Raw genomic sequence first — 14170 nt, forward strand, 5'->3', positions numbered from 1 at the left:
ATTGACTTTTACTATATTTAGAATATATTTAATTATGCTAACTGGAATTGACAGACTTATAGCGGAAAATTTTGCTATGTTTAAGAATAAAAACCTCGCTTTATTAACAAATATTGCAGCAACCGACTGTAAATTAAGACCCACAATCTACCATTTTATTGATTGCAGAAAGATTAATCTGAAATTTATTTTTGCACCGGAGCATGGGTTATTTAGCGCCTTACAAGACCAAATTTATGTCAAAAACCATAAACAGGAAAGAATTCCGGTTCTAAGTCTATATGGCAAAAAACTTGTGCCACAACTTAGTATTATAAGAGAAATTGACACCCTGGTGGTTGATCTAATAGATATAGGAACCCGATATTATACATTTGTCTGGAGTGCATTATTATTATTGAAAGAGTTAGCCCGATTAAAGAAAAAAATGGTAATTCTTGACCGACCCAATCCATTGAATGGTTTGACTGTCCAGGGTCCGGTCCTTGAAGAGAAATTTGTGTCTTTCGTTGGATTATATCCTATGCCAGTGCGACATGGTTTGACTATAGGTGAAATCTGTAATATGATAAATGTTGAAAAACATCTCGGCGTTGATTTAGAAGTCATAAAAATGGAAGGTTGGAAAAGAAAATTCTATTTTCCTGATTGTAGTCTAAAATGGACCGTTCCTTCACCAAATATGCCTTCTTTTGAGACCGCACTTGTTTATCCAGGAATGTGTCTCCTTGAAGGAACAAATATATCTGAAGGCAGGGGGACTACCAGACCATTTGAGATATTTGGTGCACCCTGGATACAAGAAGAAAAACTTGTGAAAGAACTGAATAGAAAAAATATAATGGGTGTAGAATTCCGGCCTCTGAAATTCATTCCGACCTTTCATAAATATTGCGGCAAAATCTGCGGTGGCGCACAGATCTATGTAAATGATCTCAAGAATTTTGATCCAGTTTGTACCGGGCTTGAAATAATTTCTACAATAAAAGAACTTTACCCCAAAAAATTTACCTGGCGCAAACCGCCTTATGAATTTGAGAAAAATAAAATGCCGTTTGATATTTTGATTGGTAACTCCTGGATAAGAGAGGCAATAGAAAAAGGCAAATCAGTGGGAACAATGAAAAAAAGGTGGCAAAAAGAACTAAAGGAATTTAAAAAGAAGCGTGTGAAGTATTTACTTTATGAATAGTATGGAGAATTTCTATGTCACCCTGAATTTATTTCAGGGTCTCATATCTGTCGGTATTTATTTAACAAACTTATGAATGCAATCATTCTATCCGCAGGTTTAGGCAAAAGGCTCGGCAATATAACAAAGAAAATACCCAAGCCTTTATTACCGATAAATGGTATTCCTATAATAAAATTGATTATCAAGAAGTTAAAAAGGGCAGGAATAAAAAATATTGGAATCAATCTTTTTTACAAAGCAGACCTAATAAAAAAATCATTACAAAATTTGCGCGGGATAGAATTCGTGTTTGAAAAATATCTATCCGGAACTGGTGGTGCATTACTCCATTTCAAGAATTTCGTATCTGAAGATTTTTTGATCCACAATTGTGATATCCTTTCAGATATAGATTTAAAAAAGGTATTAAAAAAGCATAAAAAGATAAAACCACTGGCAACGATTGTCTTGGTGAAGAATTATAAAACAAATCGGGTTAAAATTTCAAAAAATCGCGTTATAAAGTTTTATAAAAAGAGAACGAATGGCTGTTATACCTATGCGGGGATCGCTGTTCTTTCAAAAAGAATTTTTAGATATTTTCCAAAAAACAAAAAGGTCTTCAGCCTTACCGAAGTCTATAACAACGCTATAAAAAATGGCGAGTTTCTATATCCTTATATGACAGACAGCATTTGGTATGATATAGGTATTTTAGGGGTTTATCGTTCTTTGAAATGCCGAAAAAATCGGCTCTGGAAATAGAAAAAATGCACATATTTAGTAAAAGACTAAACAGGTATGAATTTGTTGAAGAGATTATTACCGGTGGGTCGGATAGGAAATTTTATCGCATTAAAAAGGATAAAAAGACTTATATTCTTATTGAGGATAAAAATATTAATGATTATGTGAAAATATTGAGGCATCTTTTAAGTATTGGTGTTGGTGTACCGAAATTGATTGAAGTTAAAAAAGATTATGCGATAGTGGAAGACTTGGGAAATGATTCTCTATACAGTTTGATGTGCAATGGATGTAAAGATTGGATAAAATTTTACAAAAAGTCAATAGAGGAACTCGTTAAATTGCAGGTTGATGGATATAAGAATGCACCAGTGAATAATTATTATGATAGTGAGCATATCAAATGGGAACAGGATTATTTTAAGCAATTTTTTTTGAAACAATTTTGCAAGATACCTGATGAAAAAATTTGTGAAATTGAAGGGGATTTGAATTTATTACATAAAAAGGTCGTTGAGGCGGTAAAACCAATAAACAATTTTTTGATGCATAGGGATTATCAATCACAGAATATCTTTGTAAAAAATGGAAGAATTAGAATTGTGGATTTTCAGTCAGCAAGGATTGGGCCATTAACCTATGACCTTGCATCTTTATTAAGGGATGCGTATGTTCGTATTGATAGAAAAAATGAAAATAAATTAATTTCGTATTATTTGAGTTGTTTGGAGAAAAAGAAAGTAAAGATTGCAAAAGAAAAATTTTTTGAAATTTACCAGATTACCGCTATCCAGAGACATATGCAGGCGCTCGGTGCCTTTGCAAACCTTTCACTGAATAAAGGGAAAACGCACTTTAAGAAGTATATCCCGCGCGGACTAAGATTGCTAATTACTGAATTAGAGAGTAGCGAATTCAGCAAATTATTCTTCAACATTTCATCAATTAAACAATTAAACAATTGTTTAAGTATTTAACCATGCAATATATGGAACTGTGCAGATTTTTAGATAACTGTGTTAAATTAAAAAAGATTCCTGGAGCAGTATTGTGGGTTGGGAATAATAAAGATGTTTACATTTATGAAGTATTTGGTTATCGGCAGATTTTTCCCAGAAAAGAGAAATTAAACAAAGATACAATCTATGACCTTGCCTCGCTGACAAAACCTCTGTGCACCGCAATGGCGATTATGTTGCTATTTGAAGAAAAAGAGATTAAACTCAATGACCGTATTGAAAAATATCTCCCTGATTTCAAAGATAAACCGAATGGTAAAAAGACAATAAAGGAATTACTCACCCACACCTCCAGTTTGCCTGCCTGGTTTCCATTATATTTACTCAATCCACAGGAAAGGATTGATTATCTTTCCCGTATAAATACAGGCAAAAAAGAAGTCGTTTATTCGTGTTTAGGATATATCATTCTTGGATTGATGATTGAAAGAATTACAAATCAAGGTCTGGATATTTTTTGCAAAGAAAAAATATTTAAAAGATTGCGTTTGAAAAATACACTGTTCAATCCATCAAAAAAAATAAAAAACATTGCTCCTACTGAGTTAGGAAACGAGCACGAAAAACAAAAGGCAAAAGCGTATGGTGATATATCAAATGTAAAATGGCGTGATTATTTAATTAAGGGCGAAGTTCATGATGGAAATTGTTTTTATGCATTTAATGGTGTTTCCGGAAATGCAGGACTATTCTCTAACGCTGAAGAACTGGCGAAAATAATGCGGGCATATTTAAATGGTGAGATTGTAAAACCGAGTACTTTGAGATTAATGATTAAAGACTGGACCGGGGGCAAAGAAAAAAGGGGGCTTGGCTGGTGGATGAATCCCTATCCAGGAATTTTATCCAATTCAGCATTCGGGCACACCGGATTCACCGGCACAATGATTATGGCTGACCCGAAGAAAAATTTAATAGTGATATTATTATCTAATAGCGTCCACCCAGAAGTACATCTCGGCAGGATGCCCAAGATAAGAAAAAAAGTTGTGCAATTGCTTGTATGCTGTTTTACATAAATTCATGAAAATAAAACGGGTACAGCAAGATTTTAAAGAAGCCCTTGAAGATAATTTCTGACCCAGAAGTGTTTCAGTTCTACTTGAGATTTTTCAACTAAGTCATTTATGCAAAGCTAAAGTTTTATTCGACATCGTTTCATAGTCGGATAGTCTAATAGTTTTATTGTTTGATGATTAGATGTTTCTATGGCTGGAGTTAAGGCGTGAACCTTTTATCTCCATTTACCATTATGCGCTTTATATCCCGTGCTAACCCCTTGCTTGGGTTAATAATTGGACCGTTGGATGGTTAATCCAGACATGTTTATCCTACGGCTAATTTCTTCACTTCTTTTGCAAAATATTCTTTAACCTCTTTCCAGACGACTGGTTTTATCATCTTCGGCATTTTGTCCTTCTCTGCATCATCAAAAAAAATTAAACTTTTCTGAATGTGGATGAAATTAGAAGCTGAATTTTGGTATTTTCTATCATAAAAATTCAATATTTCAGTTAAACTATAACCTGCCTTGCATGTAAAGTACAAATCAATAAAATCTCTTTTTAATCCACGGGTTGCTATTGCATCAATTTTCATAGCCGCAATGTCTCTAATATCGGCGATATTTAGTAACTGGTATTTTAATGGTTTGAAAAGCAAAGGATATTTATATACAAAAAGGCTGAATCTCACTCCTTCAAAAATTCCCAAAACCGTTCCTTTATCTGCCTGTTCTTCTTTAAATACTCCTAACTGAGATAACCGGGCAGAAAATATTTTCGGTATAAAATCCTTTGGTGTGAAGAAATCAAGATCAACTGAGATACGATGTCCTAATTGGAGTGCGACTCCTGTGCCACCAGCCAGGTATGCATCTTTCAGAATCTTTGACTGCCCTAATAGGGCCAGATTCTTCTTTGCTTTTTTTGTAAGTGTTTGTTCAAACATCGCACCTTCTCTTTAGGTAAATCCAAAATAACTGCCCAATAGTTAGCGCTCTTTTTTGAAAAACCACGACTTTCAATCAGTACCTTGCGCATTTCTGATTTTTTAAAATTTTTCCATAACCAAGCAACCGCTTTTTCATCACCATATTCCATAATCCGCCTGAGAATATAAATACGATATTTTTTAATATCTAACTTATCTAAATCTGTCTCCCAGAAATATTTTTTTATGCATTTGGGTATGCTTTTCATACCATCTATTATACCAGATTTTATCAGGAATTCAAGTAGAAATTGATTTTATATCAGTGAACTTTTTAAGAAGAATTTTGATAATTGGTCAATGGATATGAGGTTTAAAATTTTGAGTCAATTTGAGACTGAAGCAATAAATTTTGCAAAAAGTTGTCTGGAACACGGGAACAAAAATGATGCACGAAAAATACTACAAAAAGTCTTGAAGATAATTCCGGATTCACAAGAAGTAAAGGGATTGTTGGATGGCTTGATGGTTGGATAGTTGGGTGGGTAGATGGTTTTATGGTTAATTACATTGTAGGGCAAACCTTTAGGTTTGCATTTTTTGTTTCTGCAAGGTTTAAAGCCTTGCCCCCAAGTTTCTCAAAATCCCCAATTACTCAATATCTATGGACAAACGCAAAATAACCAACGGTCAATCCTGCTCCATCCCAGCATAAATCTTTCCAAGAAAAATGTCCTTTTTTCTTTTTATCATAAATTTCTTTTCCTAATCCTACTATTGCAGTAAATGATACAGAAAAAATTTTACTTTGATTTTCATCATGATTCAAACGATTAACCAGGGTATGATAACTGAGCCCGACGATTGATGCAGAAAAATAAAAGTGTAAAAATTTATCCTGAGAAAACCATTCATCGCGCGTTATCTTTATTGTCGGCTTGATTTCAGGTGTTTTATATATTTTTAAAGAATCATTGAGTGAATCATTTTTCTGCGCAAAGATAAAAATAAAAGGCAATACTATTAAGATCATTATTCTCTTCATTTTTTCAACCATGTTTTTATTTCTTCATATAATCTTTTATTACCAATTTTTTTGGATAGTGCTATTACCCGTCGTAAAGTATTCATACAATTATAATCACGATAATAGTCTAATTTTGCTTTTAAAAATTGTAATTCTAATCTATATACATCCATTTCACACCCATTCAACAATTTACAAATCCTTGAATATACCGATAGAGCCTTTTTAATATCATATGTAAGATAAATATTTATGAGTGTTTTACCTATTTCAAAAATTAGTTCATAATCTTTTATTGAATTTAATAAATTTTCTAACTGTTCTATTAAATATTTATCTTGTTGATTGGCATAATTAAATTTTATATTTACGCTCATAATTTTCAGAAAAATTTTATGCCTTTGTTTTAAGTCTTTTTTTATTAAAGTATTAATAATTGGCTTTAGTTTTAGAATTTTTCCTTCTGCTTTTTTATGATGTAAAAATTTGAATTCATCAAATAAAATTTCAACAAGAAAAGAATAATTAGGTAAATTTAATGCTAATTTTTTTGCCTTAACAAGCCATTTATAAGTATCAGAATCCAACCTTTCAATTTTTATTTTCGCTATTAGATAGTAATTTTCTAACACTCCTTCGCGGTCATTAATTTTCTTTGACAGCTTTAGCGCTTTAAATAAATATGTCAGGGCTTTATAATACCTCCCCATATAAAAATATGATTTAGCAACGCCGGTAAGGCTTATAGAGATCCCAAATGGATATGACATCATATTGGAAAAAGTATAGGATTTATTATATTCATCCAACGCCTTTTTACAGAAACCTGCTTCAAGATAACAATTCGCAATATTATGGATAGACTCAACGATACCCATTTTATAACCAATGCTTTTAAATATTTCAAATGCTTTCGTATAATATTTTAACGCATCATTAGGTTCATCCAAGACTGAACCTATATTATTGTAAACACCAGCGATTTGAGCAATATCTCCAATTTGGGCAAAAAGGTTTAAACTTTTTTTATAATATCTTAATGAAAGTTCGGGTTGCGATATCTTTCTGTATAATACACCCATCAAGTTATAAGACAGAGCCAACCTTCTTCTTTCATTAATGGCATTAGCTATATGCATACTCTTCTTAACAAAATCTATTGCCCTCTCGTATTTACCTGTCTGATAACAAAAAATAGCGAAGTTGTAAAATGAGCGGGCTATAGTTAAATATAATTCACCTCTATCGTCTCGAACTTTTTCAATCAATTTATTTATACAGGTAATTATCTTTTCGGCTTTTTTTAAATTCCCGAGCCTCAGTAATAAAAATAACATTTGATTTAAAATTTCTATTTTTTCGTTTTTATCAAAACAATTATTATAAGCATCTTCAATAAATCTAAAGGCTAATTTATATTTTCCAATTTTCTCGAAAACCTCCGATATGCCTTTATCTCCATAAATTCTGTATTCTTTAAATTTTCTCAAGGTCTGATAATCACCCATTGCTTCTTTATACATCCCAAGTAAACAATATACATCTCCTCTTCCCTGAAGTGCTCTCACAAAATAGTTATTTCTCTGAGAATTTGGATATAATGCCATAAAACTAAAGTCCCGGATAATTTATTCCAAATTTTTGCTTGTAGTATATCCGTAAAAATAAAAAAATTAAAATAGCAATTATTAAAAAATATGGGAAAATAATCCCCACGATTAAGATAAGTAAAGGTCCCCCTATTCTGATTGATAGTGTAACATACTTATCTTCGCCATTAAGTGCTGCCATCGCAAATAACGGTAAGGCTGTCACTGAAGGTATAAAACAAATATAATCTTTTAAAAAAAAGGAGGTGATTGTGCAGGCAAGTATCAAAAATAATCCCAATCGTGAGGCATTTATTCTATCCAGCAATACACCAGTTGTTAAATAACCGCATTTTTTGTCACCTTCGATATCAAGCACAGTTGTATTCACAAATATTGCACTGACAGCAAGGACATAAGGCAGAGAACTTATAATGCACTGGGTAGAAAATTCATTAATGGTTAACCATCCAACGGAAAAATTGACAAATCCATAACCAATGCCATTGATCAAAAAATCTGCAAATGGAATTGCCTTCATTTTGAATGGTGGTAAAGAATAAAAAATACCAAAAAGAAATGAAATTATCATAAATATAATTATGATTGGCGGTAGATTAATTGAAAAAATAATCGTAGCCACAAGCAGTATACCAATTTCAATATAAGCACTCCTTAATGACATCATTCCTTCTGCAATAAGGAGGTGCTTTTGATTTATTGCGTCAGATTTTTTATCTGCAATCTGATTTAGAATGTATAATATTGATAACAATCCCGTATAAGCGATTATTGTAAAAATCAATGTCTTATTGAAACGGAATCTTTCCCCACCCGCCTTGTAATAGCCGATTAAAAAAAATGCCCAAACCGGAATAAGCAAAATCGGTCGGGCAAGAAAGATATAATCCCAGACTGAATTTTTACATTTCATAACATTTGATTTATAATTTCAAAAAATCAATTTGCATCCCTATCTGCATTGAATTCTTTGAATTACCTTTTATATGCTGGTTATTCTGAATATTAATATATCCTAAATAGAATTCAAGAAATAATAAATTTTTATAAAAAACTCTGGCGCCGATATTAATATTTGCAGTGTTCTGAGAAACTCCTGATAGGTAATTATCTTCTGGGAAATAAGTTCCGGGAATTCGTGGTTTCTCAGGTATCGGCCAGATAGAATTCACATTATTTTCACCTTTTCTGAGATAAGAGCTGTTTATAAAGATATCAAATTTTTCGTTTAAATGGTGGACATATTTTAAATACCATTCATCACAATCAGGGCCGTAAGGAAAACCTATCGGATAACCATAATACATATACCTTTGATATGGCGCATATATACAATATACCCATCTTGATAAAAGGTGATATTCAAAAATTAAGAAATTATTCCTTAAAAATAAATCGGTAAATTCTGTACCAAAGTTTATACCGAAGTGATTCGGTTCGCCATTGGGGTCAGGTTCAAGTTGATAATCGTCAACCAATAATGCTGAATAGAATGCACAATTCTTCAAAAAGATTTTTACATCAAGATGGAAAAATAAATCTGCATCTCTATCCCAATTGTGTTGCAGGGTATGAATGAAAACAAGGGGATTGAAATGGTAAGGCATTAAAACAAAATTTTCTCCACCCTGTGTCGCTGCTTCAGAAAAACTGCAATTAAACCAGCTTACCGGAGTAAAATCAAGTCTTTTTATTATTAAATATCTTCGTGCGTTTATAAATGTATTAATTGTGTCGCCAATATATTCCAGTGGTTTGCAAACCATATCATCAAGTTGGCTCAGATAATAACTCAATTGGATGTATTTTGCAGTAAGTCGGTAATGAAACCAGTCAAGTGGTGGTCCATAGCCTGACAGGAGTATATTATATCTTGGCGACGGACCAATAGAAAATCTTTCCCTGCCAATAAAAATGCCCAAATGTTCATTATCATAGCGTACATAAACTCTCTCATAGTCGGCTGAAAAAAGATTTTTGAATACTTTATTGGGTGGTAGGCTGTCGGTTCCAAATTTTACATCAGGTTGTAAATACAATAAGAAATTAGAAAATTTGTAATTAACCATTGGTTTGAATCTACCGACTTGCACCGTATCACCTTTAATCTTTAATGAAAAATTTGGTAACCAGAGGCGGTCATAGAGCAATTTTACGCGATTAGTTAAAAAATTAAAATTGTCATTGGAATCAAAATCTAAAATAACCGGATAAGGTTTAACGCTCGGGAATTTTGTATAAAAACAACCTCTTACCCGAAGTTCTTCAAGAACTTCATTCTGCCAGGAATCAATAGGGTAGTAGATTGAAAGAATAAATAAAAAAGTCATTCTCTAAAGTTTTATAGCGAAGCCTTAAATATGAAATACTATAGACAATTAACTTATAAGTATACAGCGTCCACACCCAAAAATGACTAACCATCTTTTTAATATGCTCCTTTTCCCAATATAACTGCCGGTACTGTTTGGAATAACAATTTTATATCCAGGGTGAGGGAGCGATTTAATGCATATATCAAATCTAAAAATATTGAAGAATCACAGGGCATACTACCACGGCCATAAACCTGCCAGAGACCGCTTACTCCGGGTTTTATTTTTAATCTGTCTTTATGCCAATCTTTGTAATATTTAACCTCATAAGGTATGGGTGGTCTTGGTCCAATCAATGTCATATCTCCTTTTAATACATTGATAAACTGAGGAAATTCATCAATAGAAGTCCTCCTTAAGATTCTGCCCACCCTTGTTATCTCATTATAGTTAATAATCTTGCCTTTTTGTGTCTTATTTTCAATAAATGCCTTAAAATCGTTCTCCCTTTTTTCCTGGGAATTATTATTATACATTGAACGGAATTTATAAAGTGTGAATTCATTTCCATCCTTTCCGCATCTTTTTTGCTTATATATTACGGGACCTGAAGACTCCAATTTAATAGCAAGGGCAACGATTATAAAAAATGGGAAAAAAATGACTAATACTATAAGTGATAAAATAATATCAAGAATTCGTCGAACAATAACCTGCCATTTTTTTTCGCCATTAATTTTTATTGAAACTATTGGTAGATTATCTATTTTACACCATTCCCATTTCAATGGAAGGTCATTGAATAAACCAGTAACAATATGCACTTTTCTACCAATTGATGAATGCCTTTTTATTTCTTTATACAAATTCCCAAAATCTTTTTCTGAACTAAATAGAAAAATTTCCGATTTATTTAATTCCTCGTCATTAGCATTTGAATTTATTAGATTAAATCCGATGATTGGATTTTCCTCAAAAAATTGCTTAAGTTGATTAAATTTATCTTCAGGTCCGATATATTTACAATTAGTTCTATGTTCGGATTTAGAGAAGTAACTGATTAAAATTTTGGGGATTATTAATAATCGTAAGAAAGATGTAACAAGGGGATATGAAATAAAGAAAAAACAGAATATAAAACCACGGCTATTGTTCAAGAAATAAAATTTTGTAAGAAATCCAACAATAACATAAGCAATAAAGGAAAATATCCAGACGTTTACGAGTTTAAAAAAAACACGACCCGATTGGGCGTAATAATAATGATTATACAAATCATAAAGATAACTAATTAACAGTATTACGAAAACGAGAAATAGAAATGTAGATAATTGATTGGGAATGTAATGGACACCACTATGGTATCGCAAAAATTTTGATAAGAAATATGAAGTAACAATTGCGACAATGTCGGTAAACAATAAGATGATTTTAAGCATACATATTTAAAATGCTCACATTTACGCTGCCCATTCTTTTATTTTTGAGCAAACATATTCAATCTCGTGCTTGGTTAATTCCGGAAACATCGGTAGAGAAACAATTTCATTGGCACACTTTTCAGAAACCGGAAAGTCACCCCCTTTATATCCAAGATGATTATATGCCTTTTGTAAATGCAGAGGTTTGGGATAATGTATTCCTGTACCAATGCCATTTTCTTTTAAAAATTTCATAAAGCCATCTCTATCAGGAACCCGCACTACATACAGATGATAAATGTGTTTACCATAATCCATTTCCTTTGGTGTTATTATTTTATCAATTCCATTTAAAAGTTCATTATAATAATAAGCATTCTGCCTGCGGTCTTCATTCCAATCATCAAGGTAATTTAATTTTACATTTAAAATTGCTGCCTGAAATCCATCCATTTTGAAATTCCATCCTTCAAACTCATGGAAATATCTTTCTTTCTGACCATGGTCAATCAACATTCTCACTTTTTCTGCCAATTCTTCGTTATTTGTCAAAACCATACCACCTTGGCCATAAGCCCCTAAATTTTTGCTGGGATAAAAACTAAAGGCACTGAGGTCACCAATTGCGCCTGCCTTTTTTTCTTTATATGATGCACCGTGTGCCTGAGCAGCATCTTCAATCACAGCGAGATTATATTTTTTCGCAATCTTCATAATCTCATCCATATCAGCAGTCTGGCCATAAAGATGGACAGGGATTATTGCCTTAACATTTAATTTCTTTTCCTGATCCCTTAAAACATTCTTTTTCTCAATCCATTCACACTTTTTTTCAATATATTCTTTTATCTTTTCTGGGTCAATGGTATAGGAATCTTCTCTTATATCAACAAATATAGGTGTAGCACCAGTTAAACTGATTGCTTCAGCAGTAGCAATGAAAGTATATGGGACAGTAATTACAGCATCATGCCTACCGATATCAAGTGCCTTTAATGCCGCATAGATTGCACTGGTTCCTGAAGATATTGCAATACCATATTTTGCACCACAATAACTGGCAAAATTATTTTCAAATTCTTTAACTTTTTCTCCGGCAACGAACGCGCAAGAATCAATTGTCTTTTTAATAGCTTCATCTATTTCATCTTTTATCATTTCATATTGTCTTTTTAAATCCATAAAAGGAACCTGCAATTAATCCTCCTTTTAATTTATTTAATTTTCCTTATAATCTTTGCTGGGACACCAGCAACTACTGTATTATCTGGCACATCTCTTGTCACAACACTACCGGCACCAACAATTGCATTTTCACCAATCGTAACCCCACAAAGAATTGTGGCACTGGAACCAATTGAGGCACCCTTTTTAACAAGTGTTGGCACAACTTTCCAATCTGCCTCGGTCTGCATAGAACCGTCAGGATTTGTCGCCCGCGGGTATTTATCATTTATAAAAGTGACATTATGCCCAATAAAGACATTATCTTCTATCGTAACACCCTCGCAAATAAAGGTGTGGGTAGATATCTTACAATTCTTTCCTATTTTTGCATTTTTCTGAATTTCCACAAATGTTCCAATCTTTGTATTATCACCTATTTCACATCCATACAAATTGACAAAACCAAAAATTTTTACATTCTCACCTATTCTTACATCTTTTATAATTTGGTGATTATCAACTTTATTTATCGTTTTCATTTTAACTCCACTATGCAACCATTATTTTTTAAAGATTTTTGAGCCGCATTCAAAATTTTTATAACTTCAAGACCGGTTTTACCATTTGATAACGGTTCTCCCCCATTTTTTATTGCATCAATAAATTCTCTTATTAACACTGAAAGGGGTTCAGTTGTATCAAATTTCGGTGCATACATATCACCGGTGCGATATTCAATCAAAGTTTTATAAATACCTTCTTTTGTCTTTATCTCAACTCCTTTATCATATACCTTTATCTTCTCTACTGTTTCCATATCATCATAAACAATCATCTTCTGAGAACCACCGATCAAAATTCTTCTAACCTTTACGGGTGCAAGCCAGTTTACATGGAAATGGGCTATGCAATTATCATCAAAGAATAATGTCATATATGCTATATCTTCTATTGTATTATAATGACCAATACCAATTGCGGACACGGCTTTAGGATTTTTGTTTAAAAGATATAGCATTATTGAAATATCATGGGTGGCAAGGTCGTAAAGCACATTAACATCATGTTGAAAAAGTCCAAGGTTGACGCGAACTGCATCAAAGTATAAAATCTTCCCTATTTCTCCTGATTCAATAATTTCCTTTATTTTACGAACCGCACCGTTATACATAAATATGTGGTCAACCAGAAGTTTTAGCCCCTTTTTGCTGGCGAGCTCAATCAAGTTTTCCGCCTCACGCACCGTTACGGTAAATGGTTTTTCTATTAAAACGTTCTTATTATGTTCAATTGCCAATTTTGCTAAAGGAAAATGCGTACTCGTAGGGGTTGCAATACAAACGCCAACAATTTTAGGATTGTTTAATATATCCTCGTAGCAATCAACAATCTTTACTATTGGAAACTGCTGTTTAATATTATGCAATCTTTTTGCATCAATATCAAAGCAGTAGACTTCACTGACTGCTTTATTATTGAGCAAATTACGAACCAAATTCGGACCCCAATAACCCACGCCGATTACCGCTATTTTCATCTTTGTCCTTTTTTAAATTGCATTATTATATATAACCAATTCTGAAAGTCAAGGGTTCGATTTGAATCAAAAATAATCTTACCGAAATGGGGTTATTTAATCAAAATAAATTATCTTACTCAGGTACTCGAAAACATAGGGACTCCCAAGTATATATTTCCTGAAAGGAGCCCCTATGATCGCAATAGATATTCCGGAGGAAGTATACACCATGAAAGCCA

General features: G+C 32.7%; 15 protein-coding genes. 5 read left to right on the forward strand and 10 right to left on the reverse strand.

Annotation, left to right across the window (positions count from 1 at the left end; genetic code table 11):
• Positions 1 to 34 precede the first annotated feature (34 nt).
• The 4 genes from ABIL69_02525 (at position 35) to ABIL69_02540 (ending at position 3959) form a co-directional block, all read left to right on the forward strand.
• Positions 35 to 1192 (forward strand): DUF1343 domain-containing protein, encoded by a 1158-nt coding sequence (locus ABIL69_02525; GenBank protein MEO0122862.1) that lies wholly within the window; start codon positions 35 to 37, stop codon positions 1190 to 1192.
• 72 nt (positions 1193 to 1264) lie between these two features.
• On the forward strand, positions 1265 to 1939 hold the full coding sequence (locus tag ABIL69_02530) for a sugar phosphate nucleotidyltransferase (protein ID MEO0122863.1): 675 nt from the start codon (positions 1265 to 1267) through the stop codon (positions 1937 to 1939).
• A 5-nt stretch (positions 1940 to 1944) separates the two neighbouring features.
• Complete coding sequence (locus ABIL69_02535; GenBank protein MEO0122864.1) at positions 1945 to 2898, forward strand: phosphotransferase; 954 nt, start codon at positions 1945 to 1947, stop codon at positions 2896 to 2898.
• 11 nt (positions 2899 to 2909) lie between these two features.
• A complete protein-coding gene (locus ABIL69_02540) occupies positions 2910 to 3959 on the forward strand; it encodes a serine hydrolase (GenBank protein MEO0122865.1) in 1050 nt (349 codons plus the stop codon).
• Between the two features lie 307 nt (positions 3960 to 4266).
• Here the strand turns inward: ABIL69_02540 and ABIL69_02545 are convergent, their stop codons facing one another.
• Both ABIL69_02545 and ABIL69_02550 read right to left on the reverse strand, forming a co-directional pair.
• Entirely contained in the window at positions 4267 to 4890 is a 624-nt protein-coding gene (locus ABIL69_02545; protein ID MEO0122866.1) for a nucleotidyl transferase AbiEii/AbiGii toxin family protein, read from the reverse strand.
• Entirely contained in the window at positions 4839 to 5141 is a 303-nt protein-coding gene (locus tag ABIL69_02550; GenBank protein ID MEO0122867.1) for a hypothetical protein, read from the reverse strand. Before ABIL69_02550 ends, ABIL69_02545 begins: the two co-directional genes overlap by 52 nt.
• 91 nt (positions 5142 to 5232) lie before the next feature.
• Here ABIL69_02550 and ABIL69_02555 point away from each other — a divergent pair, with 91 nt between their 5' ends.
• Positions 5233 to 5409 carry a tetratricopeptide repeat protein gene (locus ABIL69_02555; protein MEO0122868.1) on the forward strand — a complete coding sequence of 59 codons (177 nt, stop codon included), beginning with the start codon at positions 5233 to 5235 and terminating at the stop codon, positions 5407 to 5409.
• Positions 5410 to 5527: 118 nt separating this feature from the next.
• Here the strand turns inward: ABIL69_02555 and ABIL69_02560 are convergent, their stop codons facing one another.
• The 8 genes from ABIL69_02560 to ABIL69_02595 form a co-directional block, all read right to left on the reverse strand.
• Entirely contained in the window at positions 5528 to 5917 is a 390-nt protein-coding gene (locus ABIL69_02560) for a hypothetical protein (protein ID MEO0122869.1), read from the reverse strand.
• Positions 5914 to 7506 carry a tetratricopeptide repeat protein gene (locus tag ABIL69_02565; protein ID MEO0122870.1) on the reverse strand — a complete coding sequence of 531 codons (1593 nt, stop codon included), beginning with the start codon at positions 7504 to 7506 and terminating at the stop codon, positions 5914 to 5916. The genes ABIL69_02560 and ABIL69_02565 overlap by 4 nt, the downstream gene beginning before the upstream one ends.
• Positions 7507 to 7510: 4 nt before the next feature.
• Entirely contained in the window at positions 7511 to 8422 is a 912-nt protein-coding gene (locus ABIL69_02570; GenBank protein ID MEO0122871.1) for a UbiA family prenyltransferase, read from the reverse strand.
• 10 nt (positions 8423 to 8432) lie between these two features.
• The gene (locus ABIL69_02575) at positions 8433 to 9839 is read right to left on the reverse strand and encodes a capsule assembly Wzi family protein (protein MEO0122872.1); all 1407 of its coding nucleotides are present in this window, start codon (positions 9837 to 9839) and stop codon (positions 8433 to 8435) included.
• A 98-nt stretch (positions 9840 to 9937) separates the two neighbouring features.
• Entirely contained in the window at positions 9938 to 11263 is a 1326-nt protein-coding gene (locus tag ABIL69_02580) for a sugar transferase (GenBank protein MEO0122873.1), read from the reverse strand.
• Positions 11264 to 11284: 21 nt separating this feature from the next.
• Complete coding sequence (locus ABIL69_02585) at positions 11285 to 12442, reverse strand: DegT/DnrJ/EryC1/StrS family aminotransferase (protein ID MEO0122874.1); 1158 nt, start codon at positions 12440 to 12442, stop codon at positions 11285 to 11287.
• Between the two features lie 17 nt (positions 12443 to 12459).
• Positions 12460 to 12951, reverse strand: coding sequence for an acyltransferase (locus ABIL69_02590; GenBank protein MEO0122875.1), 492 nt, complete (start codon positions 12949 to 12951; stop codon positions 12460 to 12462).
• Positions 12948 to 13949, reverse strand: coding sequence for a Gfo/Idh/MocA family oxidoreductase (locus ABIL69_02595; GenBank protein MEO0122876.1), 1002 nt, complete (start codon positions 13947 to 13949; stop codon positions 12948 to 12950). The genes ABIL69_02590 and ABIL69_02595 overlap by 4 nt, the downstream gene beginning before the upstream one ends.
• Positions 13950 to 14170 lie beyond the last annotated feature (221 nt).

It is taken from the genome of candidate division WOR-3 bacterium (genome assembly GCA_039802005.1).
Lineage (GTDB): Bacteria > Hydrothermota > Tepidihabitantia > SM23-42 > JAOAFX01 > JAOAFX01.